We start from the raw sequence: 21022 nt of genomic DNA, 5'->3' as shown, positions 1-21022 counted from the left end.
CACCACCGAGGGCCCGCCGGCGGGCTCAGTGCCCGGCGGCGTCGGGCCGGTGGACGCACAGCGCCCAGATGATGAAGACGTCCAGCGCGATCACCACGATCGACCAGCCCGGGTAGTACGGCATCGCCAGAAAGCTGTCGACGGCGCTCACCGCGGTGAGGGCGATACCGGCGTAGCGGGCCCAGGCGGCGCCCTTGAGGAGGAACGCGCCGACCAGCGCCACCAGCGCGCCGACGACGATGTGGATCCAGCCCCAGCCGGTGAGGTCGAACCGGAAGACGTAGCGGGCGGTGCTCACGAAGACCTCGTCCTCGTGGACCGCCATGATGCCCCGCAGGACCTCCATGATGCCGTTGATCAGCATCAGGACACCCGCGAACACCACGAAGCCGGGCGCCCAGTCACGGAACTCCCCGTGCGAGCCCGACGACGGCCGGTCCGTGCCGGAGCGCCAGGGCGGCGGCTGGTCGGGAGGCGGGGACGATGTGCTGCTGCTGCTCATGGATTCCTCCAGAACCGGACGCCGGGGCCCGACAGGCGCCCCGGACAGGCGTGCGGAGAGACGTACGGACTTCGACCGTCCGACCCCGCCCGCACCCCGGCAACCGGACCGCACCTGTTCGGGTGACCCGCCCCGCGCGCCCCCGGCCGCCCCGGGGCACCGGCCGGTACTGCTGGTCCGACCCCTGCCCCGGACCTGGAAGGCGCGGCACGTGACTCTCCTGCCGAAGGACCCAGTGGAGCAGCCCCCGCGCCGTTCCCGCGCCCCGCGGCTCGACCGCCGTCGCGTCGCCGCCCGCCGCCGCCGGGGCCGCGCCCTGGTCGGCTGGCTGACCACCACCGACCACAAGCGGATCGGCACCCTCTACCTCACCACCGCCTTCGTGTTCTTCCTGGTCGGCGGGCTGATGGCGATGCTGATGCGGATCGAGCTGGCCCGCCCCGGGCTGCAACTGCTCTCCAACGAGCAGTTCAACCAGCTCTTCACCATGCACGGCACGATCATGCTGCTGATGTTCGCGACCCCGCTGTTCGCCGGGTTCGCCAACTGGATCATGCCGTTGCAGCTCGGCGCCCCCGACGTCGCCTTCCCCCGGCTGAACGCGCTCGCCTACTGGCTCTACCTGTTCGGCTCGCTGATCGCCGTCTACGGCTTCCTCACCCCGGACGGCGCGGCCGACTTCGGCTGGTTCGCGTACGCTCCGCTCAACAGCGCCGAGCACAGCCCCGGCGTCGGCGCCGACCTGTGGATCATGGGCCTGGCCTTCTCCGGCTTCGGCACCATCCTCGGCTCGGTCAACTTCGTCACCACCATCGTCTGCTTCCGCGCACCCGGGATGACGATGTTCCGGATGCCGATCTTCGTCTGGAACACCCTGCTCACCGCCGTCCTGGTGCTCTTCGCCTTCCCGGTCCTGGCGGCCGCGCTGCTCTGCCTGGAGTCCGACCGGCGGTTCGGCTCCCACGCCTTCGACGCGGCCAACGGCGGGGCGCTGCTCTGGCAGCACCTGTTCTGGTTCTTCGGACACCCGGAGGTCTACGTCATCGCGCTGCCGTTCTTCGGCATCGTCACCGAGATCATCCCGGTGTTCAGCCGCAGACCGGTCTTCGGTTACACCGGCCTGATCGCCGCGACCGTCGCCATCACCGGCCTGTCGATCACCGTCTGGGCGCACCACATGTTCGTCACCGGACAGGTGCTGCTGCCGTTCTTCGCGGTCATGACGATGCTGATCGCGGTGCCCACCGGGGTGAAGTTCTTCAACTGGATCGGGACCATGTGGCAGGGCTCGCTCAGCTTCGAGGCGCCGATGCTGTGGACGGTCGGCTTCCTGGTCACCTTCCTCTTCGGCGGCCTCACCGGCGTGCTGCTGGCCGCGCCGCCGATCGACTTCCACGTCTCCGACTCGTACTTCGTCGTCGCCCACTTCCACTACGTGGTGTTCGGGACCGTGGTGTTCGCGATGTTCGCCGGCTTCCACTTCTGGTGGCCCAAGTTCACCGGCCGGATGCTCGACGAGCGGCTCGGACGGATCCACTTCTGGACCCTCTTCACCGGCTTCCACGGCACCTTCCTGGTCCAGCACTGGCTGGGCGCCGAAGGCATGCCCCGCCGCTACGCCGACTACCTCGCCACCGACGGTTTCACCACCCTCAACACCGTCTCCAGCATCGGCTCCTTCCTGCTCGGCGTCTCCACCCTGCCGTTCCTGTACAACCTCTGGCACACCGCCCGGTACGGGCAACGGGTCACCGCCGACGACCCGTGGGGCTACGGCCGCTCGCTGGAGTGGGCCACCTCCTGCCCGCCGCCCCGGCACAACTTCACCACCCTGCCCCGGATCCGCTCCGAGTCGCCCGCCTTCGACCTCCACCACCCGGAGATCGCCGAACTCGACCGGCGGCGGAACGTCCGCGAACCACAGCGCTGAGTCCCGGCCCCGCGCCCTCCCGTCGGCCCGGGTTCCGCGCCCTCTCGTTAGGATGACCGGCATGGCAGAGGACACCGCGGACACCGCAGAGGACACCAACGCCCCGGTGGCCGGCGACCCGCGGGCCCGGCGGCGCGGCCAGGGCGAACTGGAGGCCCAGGTGCTGGCGGTGCTCCAGCGCGCACCCGGTCCCGCCACCGCCGGCTGGGTCCAGGAACGCCTCGACGGCGACCTCGCCTACACCACCGTGATGACCATCCTCTCCCGGCTGCACACCAAGGCCGCCGTCACCCGGACCCGGGCCGGCCGTTCCTACCTCTGGCAGGCGTCCTCGGACGCCGCCGGCCTCGCCGCGCTGCGGATGCGCCGCGTCCTGGACGGCGAACCCGACCGGGACGCCGTGCTCGCCAGTTTCGTCACCGCCCTGCTGCCGCACGACGAGGAACTGCTGCGCACGCTGCTCGACAGCGCCACCGCCCCGGCCCCCGACCGCGAAGGCTGACCTCCTCACCGTGGGTTTCTTCGTCTTCCTCCCGCTCGTCCTGCCGCTGACGGCGCTGCCCATCGCCCGCCTCACCGAGCAGCACCTCCACCCGCGCGGCGCCGCCCGGCTGCTCACCGGGTTCAGCATCGTGATGGCGCTGTGCAGCGCGGTCAGCCTCGGCCTGATCGGCGTCGTCGGCACCGCCCAGCTCCCCGGCAACCCGCTCCCCGACAGCTGGTCCGACCCGGAGGTCAGGGACGCCCTGCCCTACCACGAGACGGTCGGCACGGCGGCGCTGATCGCGCTCGCCGTCGTCCTGCTCGCGATCGGCCGCACCCTCGTCCGGCACCTGCGGGTCCGCGCCCGCGCCCGGCGCGCCCTCGGCCGGGCCCTGCCCGCCGCCTCCGACGTCGCGCTCCTGCCCGACCCGGCCCCGTACGCCTACGCGCTGCCCGGATCGCCCCGCTCGCCCGGGCGCGTGGTCGTCTCCACCGGCATGCTCGACGGCCTGGCCGAGGACGAGCGCGCCGCACTGCTCGCCCACGAGCGCGCCCACCTGACCCACCGGCACCACCGCCACCTGCTGGCCACCCAGCTGGCCGGCTGCGTGAACCCGTTCCTGCGGCCGCTCCAGCGGGCGGTCGCCTACAGCGCGGAGCGCTGGGCCGACGAGGAGTCCGCGCAGGCCGTCGGTGATCGCCGGATCACCGCCCGCGCCGTCGCCCGGGCCGCTCTCGCCTCGCGCACGACCCCCGCCGCCTTCGCGGTGTTCCCCGCCTTCGCCGCCCCCGGCCCCGTCCCGCGCCGGGTCGCCGCCCTCCTGGGCCCGGTCCCCACCGCCCGCAACTGGCCCCCCGCCCGCACCCCCGCCGGCCTCGCCGCCCTGGTCGCCGCCCTCGGCACCGCCGCCTCCGCGCTCTCGGCCCTCAACGCGGCCGTCGCCCTCCTCCTCATCCTCAAGGCCGTCACGCCGCTCTGACCCCTCTCCGGCCGAGAAGGGAGTGGCGCCCGGCCCCGCGCCCGTTCTACTGTCCGCTCCATGGCTGGACGTCGCTATGTGGCCCGGGGCGTTCCCGGCGGTTACCGGATCCGGGACAACAAGGCGGGCCGCTGGTGGGGCGACCACTACGAGCTCTGCCCCGACGCGCTGCTCGCCGAGCTCAACGGCGCCGCCGACCCGGCCCGCCTCACCGCGCTCCTGCGGGAGCACCGCGCCCGCAAGCGCTGACGAGTCTCCACCCCGAGGAGGGGCGGTACCCGGAGTGGTCCCTGAGATGCGGCATTCGAACGCGTAGACACGCAGCCCGGCGGGCATCGGGGTCGTAGGGGGCAGTCGTCGCGCGTGAGAGGGTGCCGGACATGAAGGTGATCGACTTCGTTCTCAACGTGATCTGGCTGATCTTCTGCGGCATCTGGATGGCGATCGGCTATGTGATCGCCGGCGTCATCTGCTGCATCCTGATCATCACCATCCCGTTCGGCATCGCGTCGTTCCGGCTGGCCGGGTTCGTGATCTGGCCGTTCGGGCGCAAGGCCGTGGAGCGGCCGGACGCCGGGGCGCCGTCGTGCGTCGGCAATGTGATCTGGCTGGTGTGCGCGGGGTGGTGGCTGGCGCTGATGCATCTGATCACCAGCATTCCGCTGTTCCTGTCGATCATCGGGATCCCGTTCGGGTGGGCGAACCTCAAGCTCATCCCGGTGTCGCTGACGCCGCTGGGGCGGGAGATCGTGTCGACCGACGAACCGTGGGGCGGGCGGTAACGAACGCGAGGAAGGGCCGGCGGGTGTTCCCGCCGGCCCTTCGGCGTGCTCAGGCGTCGGCGAGGGCGGTCAGGGTGGTGCGGGCGCTGCTGAGGGAGGTGGTGGCGAGGGCGCGGTAGGGGGTGAGGGCGGGGATGTCGGCGGCGCGGGTGAGTTCGGCGTGGACGAAGCGGAGGTTGGCGTCCGGGACGCCGAGGTGTTCGGTGAACCAGGCGCGCAGGTAGGGGGTCTGGAAGTCGAAGGGTTCGCGCGGGGTGCCGGGGCCGTAGCCGCCGCCGCGGGCGGTGACCACCACGACGCGGGTGGCGGTGAGGCGGCCGGTGTGGGCGCCGGGGAAGGTGATCCGGTCGATCCACGCCTTGAGGGCGGCCGGGACGGTGAAGTTGTACATCGGGACGCCGAGCAGCAGGGTGTCGGCGGCGTGGAGCTCGGTGATCAGGGGGTGGGTGAGCGACCACTCGTGCTGTTCGGACGGGGTCGTGGCGAAGGAGGGGACGTCGGTGAGCGGGACGGGGGCGCCGTGGCGTTCGACGCGGATGCCGAGGGAGGCGTAGCCGGGGCCGATCAGGGGCACCGGGTCGGCGGCGAGGTCGCGGTGGCGGTAGCCGGCGTCCGGGTGGCGGGCCGTCCAGGCGCGGGCGAAGCGGGCGGTCAGACGGCGGCTGACGGAACCGTCGAACGGGCTCGCGCTGGAGTCGAGGTGGAGCAATGCGGACATGGGAGGGCTCCTGGTCACCTTCGGGGAGTGGGCATCGTCAGTCCCGTGACGAGGGCGCGGACGGAAAGGTGACCGATGGACGGGCGCGAGGAGCTGGCGGTGCGGTTCGAGGCCGAGCGGGGGAGGCTGGGGGCGGTGGCGCGGCGGATGCTCGGGTCGACGGCGGAGGCCGAGGACGCCGTGCAGGAGGCATGGCTGCGGCTGGAGCGGGTGGACGCGGCGGAGCTGGAGAACCTGCCGGGATGGCTGACCACGGTGGTGTCGCGGATCTGCCTGGACCTGCTGCGGGGGCGGCGGACGGTCCCGGTGGCGGTCGAGGAGGTGGTGGACGGCCCGGAGGCGGAGGCGGAGCTGGTCGAGGAGGTGGGCCGGGCGATGCTGGTGGTGCTGGACCGGCTGGGGCCGGCGGAGCGGGTCGCCTTCGTGCTGCACGACGGCTTCGCGGTGCCGTTCGAGCAGATCGGGCGGATCGTCGGGCGGAACACGGCGGCCGCGAAGAAGCTGGCGAGCCGGGCCAGGCAGCGGGTCAAGGGGGCTGACGCGGCGCGGGGGACCGGGGACCGCCAGGTGGTGGAGGCGTTCCTGGCCGCCGCGCGCGGGGGCGACCTGGACGCGCTGCTGGCCGTGCTCGCCCCGGAGGTGGTGCGCCGGGCCGACCCGGCCGCCCTGCCCGCCGGGCGGCCGGTGCTGCTGCGCGGCGCCGGGGCGGTGGCCCGGGAGACGCGGGTGATCGGACGGCGGGCACGGTTCGGTGTGCCGGTGCTGGCGGACGGCGGGCTCGCGGTGGCGATCGCGCCGGACGGGCGGCTGCGGCTGCTGCTGCGGTTCGAGGTCGTGGCCGGGCGGGTGGCGGGGTTCGAGGTGGTGGCGGACCCGGCCCGGCTGGCGGCGGCGGATGTCTCGCTGCTGGACCGGTCGGCCGGTTAGCGCGGCTCGTCGGCGAGCTGGACGATCATCTTGCCGGTGTTGGCGCCCTTGAGCATGCCGAGGAAGGCGTCGACGACGTGCTCGAAGCCCCGGACGACCGTCTCGTCCGAGCGGACGGCGCCGGAGCGCAGGTGCGGGACCAGGAAGTCGTACAGCTCGGGGCGGGCGTCGAGGTGGTTCCGGACCAGGAAGCCCTCCAGCCGCAGGCTCTTGCCGACCACGTCGAAGAGGTTGCGCGGCGCGGGCGGCGGCGCCTGGAGGCTGTTGTACTGGGCGACCGCCCCGCACCAGGCGATCCGGCCACCGTCGCGCAGGGCGTCGATGGCGGCCTCCAGGTGGTCGCCGCCGACGTTGTCGAAGTAGACGTGCAGGCCGTCGGGGGCGGCCTCGCGCAGCCGGTCGGCGATCGGCGCCTCGTGGTAGTCGAAGGCGGCGTCGAAGCCGAGCCGCTCGGTGAGGTGCTGGACCTTGGCGGCCGAGCCGGCGCTGCCGACGATCCGCCCGGCGCCGAGCAGCCGGGCCATCCGGCCGGCGGCGGTGCCGACGCCGCCGGCGGCCGCCGAGACGAAGACGGTCTCGTCGGGGCGCAGTCGGGCGATCCGGGTCAGGCCGACCCAGGCGGACAGCCCGGTGCCGCCGAGGATGCCGAGGTGGGCGCTGAGCGGGACGCCCGCGAAGTCCGGCAGGACGGTCGCCTCGTCCGGGGTGACCACGGACAGGGTGCGCCAGGCCCGGCGGTGGTGGACGAGCGTGCCGACGGGCAGCGCGGGCGTCCGGGACTCGACGACCCGGCCCAGGGTGCGGCCCTCCAGCGGAGCGTGCAGCTGCCAGCCGCCGGTCGCGTCCATCTCCTCGCGCATGTACGGGTCGACGGACTGGTGGATGTTCTCGACCAGGGCCTCGCCGCCGGCGAGGGGCGGGACGGTCTCGTCGAGGAAGGCGAAGTTGTCGGCGGTGGGCTCGCCGGTCGGCCGGGAGACGAGGTGGACGACGCGGGCGGTGGGGCGGGACACGGGGGCTCCAGGGGTGTGCGAACGGGGCTGTGCCGGTGAGCGCCGACCGGTGCTGACCGGCGCGGTCGGTGATGATCACCGTAGGGAGCCGGTGGGCGGCCGGGCAGGGGCCGCCGTCGATGGATGGGCCTGTTCCATGAACGGAATCGATGGATCCGGTAGCGTCGCCCGCATGACCGATCTCGCCCCGCACGAACTGCGCGTGCTGGTCGCCGTGGCCGAGGAACAGGGCTTCACGGCCGCCGCCGCGCGCCTCGACAGCAGCCAGTCCGCCGTCTCGCACGCCGTGCGCGCCTGTGAACGGAAGCTCGGCGCGGTGCTGTTCGAGCGCGGGCGCCACGGCGCGCGCCCGACCGAGGCCGGGGAGCGGGCGGTGGCGTACGCCCGGCGGATCCTGCGACTGCTGGCGGTGATGGGCCCGGAGGTCCGGACGGCCGGTGCGGGCGACCCGGCCGGCGAGGTCACCGGGACGCTGCGGATCGCCGCGTTCCGGAGCGTCGCCGCCCATCTGCTGCCGCCGGTCCTGGCCCGACTGACCACCCGGCACCCGGGACTGACACCGCGGGTGCGGATCGTCCGCGAGATCGGCCGGGGCACCGCCGGGGAGGTCGCGGACGGCCGGGCCGACCTCGGCCTCGCGACCCTCGACCCCGCCGCGCCGCCGCCCGTCCCCGGCCTGGTCGCGGCCCGGCTGTTCGAGGAGACCTACGCGCTCGCGCACCCGGCCGGGCACCCGGCGCCGCGCGGCCTCCCGCTGGTCGACTGGGACGAGAACTGCGGCTCCTACACCCGGGACTGGTGGGGCCGGCAGGACTGGATCCCGCCCTCGACCATCGACGTCGAGGACGACACGGTGGCCGTCTCGCTGGTCTCCCAGGGCCTCGGGATGGCGATCATGCCCCGGACCGCCCTGCTCGGCGCCCCGCCCGGGCTGGCCGTCACCGACCTCGGCCCGAACCCGCCGAGCCGGTACGTCGGGTACGTGACCACGCCGGAACTCGCGGGCACGGCGGCGGTGCGGGCGCTGATCCGGGAACTGCGGGAGCTGCGCGGGCAGGCCCTGCCGGAAGGGCTGGCGGCGGCCTGAGCGGGTGTCGGTGGCCCGAGGGGTGTCGGCGGTCCGAGAGGTGTCGCGCCGTCAGCCGCGGTTGCCCGGCCGCTCGGCCTCCTCCGAACGGTCCGGTTCCGAGCGGTCCGGCTCCGGGCCGTCCGGCTCCGCGTCGTCCAGCGCCGCGCGGAGCCCGGCGAACTCCGCCGCCAGCGCGTCCAGGGTGTAGTGGGCGTTGAGGCCGCTGGGGTTGGGGAGCACCCAGACGGAGGTGTCGCCGAGGCCCCGCTCCTGCCGTCCGACCGACGCCGTCCGCCGCCCGAAGGCGGTGCGGTAGGCGCCGATGCCGAGCACCGCCAGGGCGCGCGGCCGCAGCCGCAGCACCCGCTCGGCGAGCGCCGCGCCGCCCGCGCGCAGCTCCTCGGCGGTCAGCTCGTCGGCCTTGGCGGTCGCGCGCGGGGCGACGTTGGTGATGCCGAGGCCGAGGTCCAGCAGCTGCCGCTGCTCGTCCGGGCGGAACTGCCGGGGGGTGAACCCGGAGCGGTGCAGCGCGGGCCAGAAGCGGTTGCCGGGCCGGGCGAAGTGGTGACCGGTCGCGCCGGACCACAGCCCGGGGTTGATGCCGCAGAACAGGACCCGCAGACCGGGGGCGGTGATGTCCTCGATCGTGCTGTCACGGGCGGCCAGCAGCTGTTCGGCGGTGGGCCTGGGCGGCGCGCCCGGCGCGGGGGCCCTGGTCGGCTTCTCGGTCACGGGTCCAGTCTGCCGGTGCGGACCGCCTCCCGGACATCCGCCCCCGCGGACGCCCCCACGACCGCCGGGACCGGCCCGCTCGCCGCCAGCGACCTGGTCCGCCGCCGTTCCCGCAGCCACCTCACGCCGTACACCGCCGCCGCCGCGTACGCCCAGCCGACGAAGACGTCCACCAGGAAGTGCTCCGCCCCGTACACCAGGGTGAAGGTCATCGCGAGCGGATAGGCGATTAGCAGCACCCGCAGCCATCGCGAGGCGGTCGGCCAGAAGAAGAACAGCAGCATCGCCGGGTACGCCGAGTGCAGCGAGGGCATCGCCGCGACATCGTTGGCGAACTGGCTGCCGTTCTCGAACACCGAGGCGGCCCGGGGCAGTCCGATCCCGCCGAGCACGTCCGAGACCACCCGGGTCAGGGCCGGCAGGTGCCCCTCCTCGGAGGCCAGCCACGGCGGCACCGCCGGGTAGAGGATGTACGTCGCGAAGCCGGCGAAGGTCAGCACCAGGTAGCAGGTGAGCAGGTGCCGGAACCGGTCGTGGCGGCGGCGCCAGAGCACCGCGAGCACCACGAAGACCATGAAGAAGTGCGACATGTAGACGGTGACCGCGGCGTAGTCGTACCAGTGCGGCGAGCCGGGCGTGTAGAGCCCGTGCTGGAGCCGGACCGTCAGGGTCTCGCCGAAGCCGAGGAGTTCGTCGGCCCGCTGCTGCGGCCACAGGTACGGGCCCCAGGGGGTGTGCGCGCCGTAGCCCCGGAGCAGTGAGTAGGCCCAGACGACGGCCATCACCGGGACCCAGTCGCGCAGCACCAGCAGGAAGCCGCGCGGCCCGTGCCCGCTGTGCACACCGGCGGCCAGCAGCGCGCCGATCAGCCACAGGAAGACCAGGTCATTGGTGTACGGCAGGCCGTAGGCGCGCAGGTACCAGAGCAGGGCGGCGAGGTAGAGCGGCCACGCCAGCAGTCGGAGCCGGGCGGCGGCGCCGGTGCGCGCGTCGTTCCGGGAACCGGTGGCCGGACGCAGCCGCCCGGCGCTCGCGGACGGGGTGGGCGGCGCCGGGCGGAGCATTCTGGTCATGCCGGTCGAAGCTAGCAAGGCATTCTTGGAGAACTCTCGGTGCGAACGTCCGGTCCGTTCAGGAAGGGCTCAGAATTGCCCCGGTTGGTGCAGTGCGACGAGGGCCGACCGGGTGGTCCCCGGGGCCGGCCTCACGACACGATGCCCAGTTCGTGCGGGGTGTTGTTGAACCGTCGGCCGCCCTGCTCGGTGACCGTGACGATGTCCTCGATCCGCACCCCGAACCGGCCCGGCAGGTAGACGCCCGGCTCGATCGAGAAGCACATGCCCGGGACGAGCGGCTGCCGCTCGCCCTCGACCAGGTACGGCGGCTCGTGCGTGGTGATGCCGATGCCGTGGCCGGTGCGGTGGATGAAGTACTCGCCGTACCCGGCCTCGGTGATGACCCGGCGGGCGATCCGGTCGATCTCCTGGCAGGCGATCCCCGGCCGGACGGCCTCGAAGGCGGTCTGCTGCGCCTGCCGGACGACGTCGTGGACCTTCCGCACCTCGTCCGGGACGTCGGTGCCGACGTGCACGGTGCGGGTGGTGTCGGAGCCGTAGCCGTCCTTGAGGCCGCCGAAGTCGAGGACGACGGTGTCGCCGGCCGCGATGATCCGCTCGCCGGCCTCGTGGTGCGGGTTGGCGCCGTTGGGGCCGGAGCCGACCACGGTGAAGTCGACCTGGCTGTGCCCGTACTGGATCAGCAGCGCGCTGAGGTCGGCGGCCACGTCGGTCTCCCGGCGGCCGGCGAACTCCACCTCCAGGATGCCCCGGTAGGCGGCGTCGGCGGCGCCGCCGGCCGCGGCGAGGCGTTCCAGCTCGTCGGGGCCCTTGACCGCGCGCAGCATCGGCAGGGACTCGGTGAGCGAGGTCCAGCCGGTGCCCGGCAGGGCGGACTGGAGCCCGAGCAGGTGCATCGCCCAGGTGTTGTCGGAGACGCCGTACCGCCCGGTCGGGTTGAGCAGCGGGACGGCGGCGGCGTACGGGTCCTGGCCGTCGGTCCAGTCCAGCAGCCGGACGGCGGGGGTGCCCTCGGCCCGTTCGGCGTCGGGGCGTTCCAGGGCGGGGACGATCAGCACGGGTTCGCGTCCGGCGGTGAGGACGAGGGCGGTGAGCCGTTCGGTGATCGCGGTCGGCCGGTAGCCGGTCAGGTGGACGAGGTCGGGACCGGGGCCGACGACCAGTCCGGCGAGTCCGGCCCCGGTGGCGGCGGCGGTGGCCCGGTCGAGGCGGGCGCGGTAGTCGTCGGTGGTGAAGGGGCGGGGCATGCGGGACTCTCCTGGCGGGGGCATGCGGGTCTCCTGACTGCGCGGGGCGGTCGACGGGCGGGCCGGGTGCGCGTCGACTCCATCACGGGTGGGGCGGGTTCGTCACGGGCGCGGTTCGTGGCGGTTGCCGTTCGTGGCGGTTGCCGTTCGTGGTGGTCGGGTCGAGATGGGGGCGGTCGGGTCGAGGTCGTCGTCAGGGCCGGTGCGAGTCGGCGTAGTGCCGGAGGAAGAGCGCCTCGACGTTGGCCATGTGCTCGATCTCGGTCGGGTCGACGCTCTCGTTGGGCGCGTGGATGAGGCAGCGCGGCTCCTCGACGCCCATCAGGATGATCTCCGCCTCCGGGAAGGTCCGGGCCAACACGTTGCAGAGCGGGATCGAGCCGCCCTGGCCGAGGAAGGACATCGGCCGACCGTAGACCTCCCGCATCGCCCGGTCGAGCGCCGTGTACGCGGGCCCGCCGGTGGCGGCGCTGAACGGCGAACCGGTGCTCTCCGGGGCCACCTCGATCCGCACGCCCCACGGCGCGGCGGCCTCCAGATGGGCGGTGAGCGCCTCCCGGGCGGCGCCCGCGTCGGTCCCGGGCGGGACCCGCAGGCTGACCCGGGCCCGGGCGGTGGCCGGGATCGCGGCGGCGGACCCCACCACCGGCGGGCAGTCGATGCCGAGCACGGTGACGGCGGGCCGCGCCCACAGCCGGTCGGCGACGGTGCCGGAGCCGGTCAGCCGGACCCCGTCCAGCACACCGGCGTCGGTGCGGAACTGCTGTTCGTCGTAGCCGACCCCGACCCAGCTGCCGGTGCAGTCCAGCCCGTCGATCCGGGTGCCGCCGTCTGCGTCGCGCAGCGAGTCGAGCACCCGGATCAGCGCGGCCAGGGCGTCCGGGGCCGGACCGCCGAACATGCCCGAGTGCATGTCGCCGCCGAGCGCGGAGACGGTGACCACCACGTTCGTCAGGCCGCGCAGCGAGGTGGTGGCGGTGGGGACGCCGACGGCGGCGTTGCCGGTGTCGCAGACCAGCAGCGCGTCGGCGTGCAGCTCGCCGGCGTGCGGCGGCACATAGGCTTCCAGGCCGCCGGTGCCCTGCTCCTCCGAGCCCTCCACGACCAGCTTGAGGCCGACCGGCAGGTCGTCGCCGAGGGCCCGCAGCGCGGTGAGGTGCATGACGATGTTGCCCTTGCAGTCGGCGGTGCCGCGCCCGTACCAGCGGCCGTCGCGCTCGGTGAGCTCGAACGGCGGGGAGGTCCAGGCGGAGTCGTCGAGCGGGGGCTGGACGTCGTAGTGGGCGTAGAGCAGGACGGTCGGCGCGCCGGGCGGCGGCGGCCGGTGGCCGACCACGGCGTGGCTGCCGTCCGGGGTCTCCTCCAGGTGGACGTCGCGCAGTCCGGCCTCGGTGAAGGCCGCCGCGACCCACTCCGCGGCCCGGCGGCAGTTCTCGGGCGGGTACTGGCGCGGGTCGGCGACGGAGGGGAGGGCGACCAGTTCGGCGAGGTCGGCCTTGGCCCGCGGCATCAGGTCGGCGATCCGGCGGGCGAGTTCGTCGGTCATGGGGGTCCTCCGGGACCAGTGGGCCGGGCGGGGCGTCAGTTGCGGACGGTGTCGTGGAGCTTGAGGTCGGCGATCTTGTCCTTGATCGCCGCGAGCTTGTCCGGGCAGTACACGGAGAGCACGATCGACTCGGCGAAGACCACCTCGCGGTCGGAGAGCACCGGGCGCTGACCCGGGCCGCCCGCGCCGTTCGACATGCCGTACGTCCACTGCGCCTGCTTCAGCGCGTTGGCCGGGTCCTCGCAGACGGCGCCGCCGTCCTCGCCCAGGGTGTGCACGATCTGGTTCTGCGTCGGCACCGGGTAGCCGGCGGCGCTCAGGGCCGCGCCCAGCTGCTGGGCCTTGCGGTTGGCCTCGTTGGTCTGGTGCAGCTGGGTGAAGGTGAGCAGGCCGGTGATCAGCATGCCGACCAGCACCACGATCGCGCCGAGGTAGATCCAGCGGTGCCGGGAGGCCATCAGGCTGGTCATGCCGCACCTCCGCCGGTGCGGGGGCCGTCGGTGCGGGGGCCGTCCGGGCGGGGGTCGTCCGCCCCGGCCTGGCCGAGTTCGGCGGCCTCCTGGGCGGCGAGCTCGGCCTGGGCGTCGGGCGAGCGCCACTGCGGCTTGCGCAGCCGCAGGAACAGGTAGGGGATCACCAGGCCCAGCACCACCAGGCCGCAGCCGACGATCAGCACGTACGACCAGGCCGATCCGCTGCCGAACTGCGAGGACGGCACGAAGCCGATCGCCATCGCCGCCGCCGAGGCCACCAGGCCGGTGACGGCGATCGGCACCAGCGCGGGCGCGTGGTAGCCGCGCGGGTGGTCGGGCTGGGTGCGGCGCAGCCGGATCGCCGCCGCGAACATCAGCAGGTAGACGATCAGGTACACCTGGGTGGTGATCACCGAGAAGACCCAGTAGGCGCTGGAGACGTTGGGGATCAGCGCGTAGGCGAGGGCGATGACGGTGGTGACCACGCCCTGGGTGACCAGCAGGTTCTGCTGGACGCCCTCCTTGTTGAGCCGCTGCAGGAACGGCGGGAGGTAGCCCTCCTGGCGGGAGATCAGCAACAGGCCCTTGGAGGGCCCGGCGAGCCAGGTGAGCATGCCGCCGAGCGAGGCGGCGATCAGGGCCACCGCGATCACCGGGGTCAGCCAGCCGATGTGGAAGTACTGGAAGAAGGAGTCGAACGCCTGCATCACGCCGGCCGTCAGGCTCAGCTCGCTGGACGGCACCACCCAGCTGATCGCCAGCGCGGGGAGGATGAAGATCGCCAGCACCATCGCCGAGGCGGTGAACATCGCGCGCGGGAACTCCTTGGCGGGGTCGCGCAGCGAGGAGACGTGCACCGCGTTCATCTCCATGCCGGAGTAGCTGAGGAAGTTGTTGACGATCAGCACCAGGCTGGCCAGGCCGGTCCACTGCGGGAACAGGTGCGAGGAGTCCATCGGCGCGGCGGACGCGTTGCCCTGGCCGAGGAAGACCATGCCGAGCACGACGAGCAGCGTGCCGGGGATCAGGGTCCCGATGACCAGGCCCATCGAGGAGAGCCCGGCCACCGCCTTGGTGCCCCGGGAGGAGACCCAGACTCCGGTCCAGTAGAGCACCATGATCACGATCGCCGTGTAGAGCCCGTTGCTCGCCAGCGCGGGGTCGACCACGTAGGCGATGGTCGAGGCCACGTACGCGAGCAGGGACGGGTAGTAGAAGATCGTCATCGCGAACTGGCACCAGACGGCCAGGAAGCCGAGCGGCTTCGACAGGCCCTCCGACACCCAGCGGTAGACGCCGCCCTCCCAGCCGGACGCCAGCTCGGCCGAGACCAGCGCGGTCGGCAGCAGGAAGACGAGGGCCGGGAGCAGGTAGAGGAAGACGCAGGCGAGACCGTAGACCGCCATGGTGGGCGCGGCGCGCAGGCTGGCCACCGAACTCGTCGTCATCAGGGCGAGCGTCAGCCAGGACATCCGGGGCGCGTTCGCGATCCTGGTGGCCACCGCACCGGTGCGTTCGCGGGCCGTCCGCGACGAGGGGCCGTCCGGTCCGCCGCCGTCCGGTCCGCCGCCGGGCGTGCCGCCGCGGGGTGCGCCCGGGCCGGGACTGCCCCGGCCGGACGACGGTATGTCCATGGAACTCATGGGTCCTCCTGGGGTGGCCCGACAGCACTGGTCCGGGGGTGGCCCCGGGGCGGGCCGTACCCGGTCAGTTCACCCGGGTGGCGCGGCGGCCGCATGCGGCGTGCGTCCGCCCGGGTGAGCGGCGGTCAGGGCGCGCCGGCGCCGGATCGCCGGATCGCCGGATCCGTCGGGCGGTCGCGCGAGTGCGGCCTCGGAGGCGTCCGTACCGAGGCGTCCGTACCGAGGCGTCCGTACCGAGGCGTCCGCACCGGGGCGCCCGGACCGACGTGCCCGGTTCCGGGCCGGTGGCTCCGGTTTCCCGGCCGCCGGCTCCCGGAATGACGGCGGGCCGGGCACGGAATCGTAAACGCCGGGCGGACTGTCGGTGCCATGGTTCAGGATGACTGAATGTCATACGAACTTCAGGCGCTGATCGGCCCGGCGGAGCTGGTCGCGGTGGCGGCCGCCGAGGTTCCGGCCGCCCGTCCGCGGCCACTCGCCCAGGGGCTGGCACTGATACCGGCGACCCCCGAGTTCCTGGCCGCCTTCCGCGGCGGCGACGGGGCGGCGGCGAGCGGCTCGACCTCCTCCGGCTCCTCGGGCTCCTCGGCGGGCTCGACCTCTTCGACCGCCGAGGCCGCTTCGGCCTCCTCGGCCGCTCCGGCGGCTTCGCGCGCGGCCGGTCCGGTCTCCTTCGACTGGTTCCCGGACGGTCTCGAACGCCGGCTCGCCGCCTGGTCCAAAGCCGCGCCGATCGCCTGCGTCGAGGCCGACTACTTCGGCGGCACCGGCACCCAGCGCGCCGCCGTCTGGGCCGACGGCCGGGTCGACCTCGGCCCCATCACCAGCGGCGAGTTCGAAGCCTTCCCGCCCGAGGGCAGCCCGATCTCCCGGGTCCTGCGGCGGCTCGGCGCCCAGGTGGGGGAGGGCGGCGACGCCCGGGACGAGTTCGACGCGGTCGGGCTCGGGGCCCACCGGGCCACGGCCTCCTGGGTCTCCGGCGACTGACGTCCGCCGGGGCCTCCCGCTCTCCCGCCGTTCCGTCCACGGTCCCGTCCACCGCGTGTCGTCGCGTGTCGCCGCGTGTCGTGCACCGTTCGGCGTACACGCGGTGGCTGGGCCAACGGGGCTGCCCCACGGTGTGAATCAGGCATGACGCCCGATCTCCGAATCGAGCACGACGCCCGATCTGTACCGAGAGGAAAGCATCCCCCATGCGCACCACCTGGATGGCCGCCGCGCTGACCGCAGCCCTCGCGCTGACCCCGGTCGCGACAGCCTCCGCCGCCGTCGGCAACGGAGCCGCCGCCCCCCACCGCACGACCTTCCCCCTGACCTCCGTGACCCCCGTGACCGTCCCCGGCCTCCCCGCCGTGCCGGCGCCCCCCACCGCGCCGATGTCACTGGCGGGTCTCCCCGCACTGCCCGGAATGCCCCCGCTGCCCGCACTCCCCGCGGCACCGGGGCTCCCGGCGGCCCCCGGGGCTCCGGAAGCCCCCGCGGCTCCGGCGGTCCCGGCGGTTCCCGGACTGCCGGCCGCCCCCGCGCTCCCGGCCGACGCCCCCGACCCGACCTCCGCCCTCAGCGGCGTCCTCGATCTCGTCGGCGGCCTGCTCTCGGCGGTCCCCGACCTGCTCGGCGGGGTCGACCTCGGCGTTGTCCAGCAACTCCTCGCCTCGCTGGCGGGCACCCTCCAGGGCCTGCTCGGCCAACTCCCGACGCCGCCCACCCTCCCGACCCTCCCCACCCCGCCCCCGACCGTGGCACCCCCGACGGCGGTCACCCCGGCCGTCCCGGCCCCGCCGGCCGCCCTGGCGGACCAGCTGGCCACCCTCAAGTCCCAGGCCAAGGCCCTCGGTGACGCGGCGGCCGCCGCCGCTGCCACCCGCTGACGCCGACGGCCACCCGTAACGCGACGAGGGCGCGGTGACGAGGACATCCTCGTCACCGCGCCCTCGACCGTTCGCCGTACCGGCGTCGGCCCGCGACTAGCGGTAGTTCACGAACTGGAGCGCGAAGTCCAGGTCCTTGCCCTTGAGCAGGGCCTGCACGGTCTGGAGGTCGTCACGGCTCTTCGAGGTCACCCGGAGCTCGTCGCCCTGGACCTGGGCCTTGACGCCCTTCGGGCCCTCGTCCCGGATGATCTTCGCGACCTTCTTGGCATCGTCCTGGGAGATGCCCTCCTTCACGTCCGCGAAGATCTTGTACTCCTTGCCGGACAGCTGCGGTTCCTTGGTGTCCAGAGCCTTCAGCGACAGGCCGCGCTTGATGAACTTGCTCTGCAGCACGTCCAGGATCGCCTTGACGCGCTCCTCGCCGTTGGCCTTCATCTCGATCGTCTCGCCGGAGCGCTTGATCTCGGCGCCGACGTTCTTGAAGTCGAAGCGCGTGGAGATCTCGCGGGAGGTCTGGTTGATCGCGTTGTCGACCTCCTGCCACTCGACCTTCGAGACGATGTCGAAACTGGAGTCGGCCATGGGTGTTGGTCTCCTTGATGCTCTGGCTGCACTGACACGGCCCACCCCACCGGGTGTCCGCCGTCCCAGCCTATCCAGCCGACCCCCAACCCCGCCCGGGACGCCCGCGCCGCACCCGCCCATCCGCCCCCGGGGAACCGGGTGGCGAAGCACCCCCCAGCATCGGGTAAGGTTTACCCAGTCGAACGGGGCAAGCCCCGGACGGCGAACATCCTGGCTGGTTGCCCGAGCGGCCAAAGGGAGCAGACTGTAAATCTGCCGCGCAAGCTACGCAGGTTCGAACCCTGCACCAGCCACAGGATAGAGAACGGCCCCCGATTCACGGAGACGTGGATCGGGGGCCGTTCTGCGTTTCCGGTGGGGTCAGTGGTGGAGGGTGAGGAGGTGGGCCGCGGCGGCGGGGGTGTCGGGGGCCGTGCGGGTGGGGGTGGGGTGGGTCGGGGGGAGGTGTGGGGGTGGGTCGGGGGTGATCCAGATGGAGTGGAGGCCGGTGGCGTGGGCGCCGCGGATGTCGGTGGCGGGGTTGTTGCCGACCATCCAGTCGGTGGGGGTGAGGGTGCGGCCGAGGCGGGCGGCGGCGAGGTGGAAGATCTCGGGGGCGGGTTTGCGGGTGCCGGCCTCCTCGGAGACGACGACGGCGTCGACGGCGGGGAGCAGGCCGGTGCGGGTGAGTTTGGCGCGCTGGATGTCGGTGGAGCCGTTGGTGACGACGGCGATGGGCCAGCCGGCGGCGCGCAGGGCGGCGAGGGCCTCGGGGACGCCGGGGAGCGGGTGGGTGCGGGCGGCCTCCTGGGCGACGTGTTCCTCCCAGAGGTCGGCGCCGGTGTGCGGGAGGTCGTACTGGGCGGCGATCCGGGTGAAGCCGGTGGGGGAGCGGTCGGCGCGGAGGAGGGCGAAGACGGTGGGGGCGGCCTCGGGCGGGAGGCCGTGGGTGGCGCAGAAGGCCGGGGTCCAGGCGTCGGGGCCGCCGTCGCGTTCGACCAGGGTGTGGTCCAGGTCGATGAGGAGCAGGGGGAACGACGGCGGTGTCGGAGGGTGCCTTTTCATGTGCGGAGAGTAGTGGATCATCAGGGTCGGACTTATTGCGAACGACTTGCAATTACCTGGAGCAGGCAGCACAGTGGTGGGGCAGGGTGGGACCGGACCGTTTCGGCTCGTCCGTCGAGCAGTCCCGGCCGCGCGCGAGCGCGTCGGGAGTCCTCCGCCACAGCTGATCGTCTTCCCAACCGGCGCCCGCCGGGACAGCGGTCCGCCCACCCCGCCCAAACCCCGCCGAGGCCCTGTCAAGGGACCGTCAGGAGCGGGGCCGGGGGCGTCAGGAACCCGTACGGACCGGCGGTGGGACCGGTGCGCGACCCGCAGGATCGGAGCAGCCGATCGACCGCGGAGGTCCTGCCCGATGTCCAGCCCCCTCACCACCGAACCCCAGCCGCCGGACACCCGCGCCGCGGCGAACGGCGGGCGCGGTGGTGACGGAGGTGGTGCTGACCGGGGCGACGACGACCGGCACCGGCTGACGGTGTCCGGCGGACTGGCGGCGCTCTCCCTGGACGCGATGGCCTCGGTGGCCTACGGGCCGGAGTCGATCGTGCTGGTACTCGCCGCGGCCGGCGCGTACGGGCTCGGCTTCACCCTCCCCGTCACGGCGGCGATCGCGGTCCTGTTGGCCGTGCTGGTGGCCTCCTACCGGCAGGTGATCGCGGCGTTCCCGGACGGCGGCGGCGCCTACGCGGTGGCGAAGGAGCACCTGGGCCGGCGGACGGCGCTGACGGCCGCGGCCTCCCTGGTGACCGACTACGTGCTGAACGTCGCGGTCTCGGTAACGGCCGGCGTGGCGGCGCTGACCTCCGCCGTGCCGGGCCTGTACGAGGACCGGGTGTGGCTCTGCCTGGGCGTCCTGGCGCTGGTGACGGCGGTGAACCTGCGCGGGATCGCCGAGTCCGCCCGCTGGTTCATGGCGCCCACGGCCGTCTTCGTACTGTCGGTGCTGTCGATCGTCGTGGTGGGCCTGTTCCGGGACGCGCCGGCGAGTACGGTCGCGGCGGCCGGGCACGCCTCGGCGCTGACGGGGAACGCGACGACGGTCGGCGCGCTGCTGCTGCTCCGGGCGTTCGCGGCCGGCTGCTCGGCGCTCACCGGCGTGGAGGCGGTGGCGAACGCCGTCCCCTCGTTCCGCGCGCCGGGCGTGAAGCGCGCCCAGCGCACCGAGGTCGCGCTCGGCGCGCTGCTCGGTGTGATGCTCATCGGACTGGCCGTACTGATCGGCCGCTTCCACCTCCAGCCGGTCGAGGGCGTCACCGTGCTGGCCCAGCTCGCCGACGCCTCGCTCGGTCACGGCGTCGGCTTCTACGTCGTCCAGTCCGCCACTGTCGTCCTGCTCGGCCTGGCCGCCAACACCTCCTTCGGCGGCCTGCCGGTCCTGCTCCACCTGCTGGCCCGCGACAACCACCTGCCGCACGTCTTCGCCCTGCGCGCCGACCGTCAGGTGCACCGTCACGGCGTGCTGTTCCTGGCGGCCGTCTCGGCCGTGCTGCTGGTCGCCTCCGGCGGCGACGTCAACAGCCTGGTCCCGCTGTTCGCGATCGGCGTCTTCGTCGGCTTCACCGTCTGCCAGGTCGGTATGGTCCGGCACTGGGCGCTGGAGAAGCCGGCCCACTGGCGGGCGAAGGCGGCGCTCAACGGCTTCGGGGCGCTGCTCACCGGCACCGCCGCCCTGGTCGTCACCGGGACGAAGTTCACCGAGGGCGCCTGGGGCATCTGTCTGGCCCTGCCGCTGCTGGTGCTGCTCTTCGAGGCGGTCCACCGCGGCTACGCCCGGATCGGTGAACGCCTGGAGCTCGGCCGGGTCCCCGGCCCGCTCACCCCGCAGCGCAGCCTGGTGGTCGTCCCGGTCACCGCGATCACCCGCCTCACCCGCGACGGCCTCTCCGCCGCCCTCTCCCTCGGCGACGAGGTCATGGCCGTCACCGTCGTCCACGACCCCGCCGGGACGGAGGCGCTGCGCCGGGACTGGGAGCTCTGGCGTCCGGGCGTCCCCCTGGTGGAGATCCCGGACGGCCACCGCCGGCTCGGGCGGCCGATCGCGGACTTCGTCAACGACCTCGCCGCCGAGCACGCCTACGACCGCCTCACCGTGCTCATCCCCGAGGTCGAGCCGGCCCGCCCCTGGCAGCGCGCGCTGCAGAACCGGCGCGGCGCCGTCATCGACCGCGCGCTGCGCCGCCACACCGACGCGGTGGTCTGCCGGCTCCGGATGCGGATGTGAGGGGAGGAGGGGGAGAGGAGGAGAGGGGAATGGAGGGGAGAGGTAGAGGGCGGGGAGAGAGGAGCAGAGGGGGGATTGAGGCGGTATGGAGGGATGTAAAGGAGTCGATCGTCATATCTTGACGATGTCTTAACGGCCCCTCCGGCCACCCCCCGAGCTCCTCCACCGTGCCCGGAACGC

Annotated in this window: 21 protein-coding genes and 1 tRNA gene; 11 read left to right on the top strand and 11 right to left on the bottom strand. The window is 73.6% G+C overall.

Annotated features, from left to right (window positions below; genetic code table 11):
* Window positions 1-25: 25 nt before the first annotated feature.
* Window positions 26-502 carry a hypothetical protein gene (locus ACIQ9P_RS16175; RefSeq protein ID WP_402355420.1) on the bottom strand — a complete coding sequence of 159 codons (477 nt, stop codon included), beginning with the start codon at window positions 500-502 and terminating at the stop codon, window positions 26-28.
* A gap of 235 nt (window positions 503-737) precedes the next feature.
* Between ACIQ9P_RS16175 and ctaD the strand changes: the two genes are divergently transcribed.
* The 5 genes from ctaD to ACIQ9P_RS16150 all read left to right on the top strand — a co-directional run bounded on the left by ctaD (window position 738) and on the right by ACIQ9P_RS16150 (window position 4677).
* Complete coding sequence (ctaD, locus tag ACIQ9P_RS16170; RefSeq protein WP_402355846.1) at window positions 738-2432, top strand: cytochrome c oxidase subunit I; 1695 nt, start codon at window positions 738-740, stop codon at window positions 2430-2432.
* A 61-nt stretch (window positions 2433-2493) separates the two neighbouring features.
* Window positions 2494-2934 (top strand): BlaI/MecI/CopY family transcriptional regulator, encoded by a 441-nt coding sequence (locus ACIQ9P_RS16165; protein WP_402355418.1) that lies wholly within the window; start codon window positions 2494-2496, stop codon window positions 2932-2934.
* A 10-nt stretch (window positions 2935-2944) separates the two neighbouring features.
* Window positions 2945-3895: a M48 family metalloprotease gene (locus ACIQ9P_RS16160; RefSeq protein WP_402355416.1), complete on the top strand. Its 951-nt coding sequence runs from the start codon at window positions 2945-2947 to the stop codon at window positions 3893-3895.
* A 60-nt stretch (window positions 3896-3955) separates the two neighbouring features.
* A complete protein-coding gene (locus ACIQ9P_RS16155) occupies window positions 3956-4144 on the top strand; it encodes a hypothetical protein (protein ID WP_162497194.1) in 189 nt (62 codons plus the stop codon).
* Window positions 4145-4275: 131 nt separating this feature from the next.
* Window positions 4276-4677: a YccF domain-containing protein gene (locus ACIQ9P_RS16150; protein ID WP_402355414.1), complete on the top strand. Its 402-nt coding sequence runs from the start codon at window positions 4276-4278 to the stop codon at window positions 4675-4677.
* A 49-nt stretch (window positions 4678-4726) separates the two neighbouring features.
* Here ACIQ9P_RS16150 and ACIQ9P_RS16145 read toward each other — a convergent pair whose 3' ends face one another.
* Entirely contained in the window at window positions 4727-5395 is a 669-nt protein-coding gene (locus ACIQ9P_RS16145) for an FMN-dependent NADH-azoreductase (RefSeq protein WP_402355412.1), read from the bottom strand.
* Window positions 5396-5470: 75 nt separating this feature from the next.
* Here ACIQ9P_RS16145 and ACIQ9P_RS16140 point away from each other — a divergent pair, with 75 nt between their 5' ends.
* Window positions 5471-6322 (top strand): sigma-70 family RNA polymerase sigma factor, encoded by an 852-nt coding sequence (locus ACIQ9P_RS16140; RefSeq protein ID WP_402355410.1) that lies wholly within the window; start codon window positions 5471-5473, stop codon window positions 6320-6322.
* Here ACIQ9P_RS16140 and ACIQ9P_RS16135 read toward each other — a convergent pair.
* On the bottom strand, window positions 6319-7335 hold the full coding sequence (locus ACIQ9P_RS16135) for an NADP-dependent oxidoreductase (RefSeq protein ID WP_402355408.1): 1017 nt from the start codon (window positions 7333-7335) through the stop codon (window positions 6319-6321). The two genes, ACIQ9P_RS16140 and ACIQ9P_RS16135, sit on opposite strands and share 4 nt — an antisense overlap.
* Window positions 7336-7507: 172 nt before the next feature.
* On the opposite strand from ACIQ9P_RS16135, the gene ACIQ9P_RS16130 reads away from it, so the two are divergent.
* Window positions 7508-8422 carry a LysR family transcriptional regulator gene (locus ACIQ9P_RS16130; RefSeq protein WP_402355406.1) on the top strand — a complete coding sequence of 305 codons (915 nt, stop codon included), beginning with the start codon at window positions 7508-7510 and terminating at the stop codon, window positions 8420-8422.
* A gap of 51 nt (window positions 8423-8473) precedes the next feature.
* Here ACIQ9P_RS16130 and mug read toward each other — a convergent pair whose 3' ends face one another.
* From mug to ACIQ9P_RS16100, 6 genes are all read right to left on the bottom strand, one after another.
* Window positions 8474-9136 (bottom strand): G/U mismatch-specific DNA glycosylase, encoded by a 663-nt coding sequence (gene mug / locus ACIQ9P_RS16125; protein WP_402355404.1) that lies wholly within the window; start codon window positions 9134-9136, stop codon window positions 8474-8476.
* Window positions 9133-10209, bottom strand: a complete 1077-nt coding sequence (locus ACIQ9P_RS16120) for a phosphatase PAP2 family protein (RefSeq protein WP_402355402.1) — start codon at window positions 10207-10209, stop codon at window positions 9133-9135. The genes mug and ACIQ9P_RS16120 overlap by 4 nt, the downstream gene beginning before the upstream one ends.
* Before the next feature lie 131 nt (window positions 10210-10340).
* A complete protein-coding gene (locus ACIQ9P_RS16115; RefSeq protein ID WP_402355400.1) occupies window positions 10341-11459 on the bottom strand; it encodes a M24 family metallopeptidase in 1119 nt (372 codons plus the stop codon).
* Between the two features lie 193 nt (window positions 11460-11652).
* Window positions 11653-13005 (bottom strand): dipeptidase, encoded by a 1353-nt coding sequence (locus ACIQ9P_RS16110; RefSeq protein WP_402355398.1) that lies wholly within the window; start codon window positions 13003-13005, stop codon window positions 11653-11655.
* A gap of 35 nt (window positions 13006-13040) precedes the next feature.
* The gene (locus tag ACIQ9P_RS16105) at window positions 13041-13475 is read right to left on the bottom strand and encodes a hypothetical protein (RefSeq protein WP_402355396.1); all 435 of its coding nucleotides are present in this window, start codon (window positions 13473-13475) and stop codon (window positions 13041-13043) included.
* Window positions 13472-14950: an APC family permease gene (locus ACIQ9P_RS16100; protein WP_402355843.1), complete on the bottom strand. Its 1479-nt coding sequence runs from the start codon at window positions 14948-14950 to the stop codon at window positions 13472-13474. Before ACIQ9P_RS16100 ends, ACIQ9P_RS16105 begins: the two co-directional genes overlap by 4 nt.
* Window positions 14951-15508: 558 nt before the next feature.
* Between ACIQ9P_RS16100 and ACIQ9P_RS16095 the strand changes: the two genes are divergently transcribed.
* Together ACIQ9P_RS16095 and ACIQ9P_RS16090 are read left to right on the top strand one after the other, a co-directional pair.
* The gene (locus tag ACIQ9P_RS16095) at window positions 15509-16108 is read left to right on the top strand and encodes a hypothetical protein (RefSeq protein ID WP_402355394.1); all 600 of its coding nucleotides are present in this window, start codon (window positions 15509-15511) and stop codon (window positions 16106-16108) included.
* Between the two features lie 206 nt (window positions 16109-16314).
* Window positions 16315-16992, top strand: a complete 678-nt coding sequence (locus ACIQ9P_RS16090; protein WP_402355392.1) for a hypothetical protein — start codon at window positions 16315-16317, stop codon at window positions 16990-16992.
* 96 nt (window positions 16993-17088) lie between these two features.
* Here the strand turns inward: ACIQ9P_RS16090 and ACIQ9P_RS16085 are convergent, their stop codons facing one another.
* Complete coding sequence (locus tag ACIQ9P_RS16085; protein ID WP_402355390.1) at window positions 17089-17577, bottom strand: YajQ family cyclic di-GMP-binding protein; 489 nt, start codon at window positions 17575-17577, stop codon at window positions 17089-17091.
* Between the two features lie 215 nt (window positions 17578-17792).
* Here ACIQ9P_RS16085 and ACIQ9P_RS16080 point away from each other — a divergent pair.
* Window positions 17793-17873: transfer RNA gene (locus tag ACIQ9P_RS16080), tRNA-Tyr, on the top strand.
* Window positions 17874-17940: 67 nt separating this feature from the next.
* Here ACIQ9P_RS16080 and ACIQ9P_RS16075 read toward each other — a convergent pair.
* Entirely contained in the window at window positions 17941-18624 is a 684-nt protein-coding gene (locus ACIQ9P_RS16075) for an HAD family hydrolase (RefSeq protein WP_402355388.1), read from the bottom strand.
* A gap of 352 nt (window positions 18625-18976) precedes the next feature.
* Between ACIQ9P_RS16075 and ACIQ9P_RS16070 the strand changes: the two genes are divergently transcribed.
* Window positions 18977-20842, top strand: coding sequence for an APC family permease (locus tag ACIQ9P_RS16070; protein ID WP_402355386.1), 1866 nt, complete (start codon window positions 18977-18979; stop codon window positions 20840-20842).
* The last annotated feature ends 180 nt before the right edge of the window (window positions 20843-21022 follow it).

Origin of the sequence: Kitasatospora sp. NPDC094019 (genome assembly GCF_044764505.1) — a bacterium.
Taxonomy (GTDB): domain Bacteria; phylum Actinomycetota; class Actinomycetes; order Streptomycetales; family Streptomycetaceae; genus Kitasatospora.
Note: the sequence above shows the minus strand (reverse complement) of the source record. Positions and strands in the feature narration are given on the sequence as shown.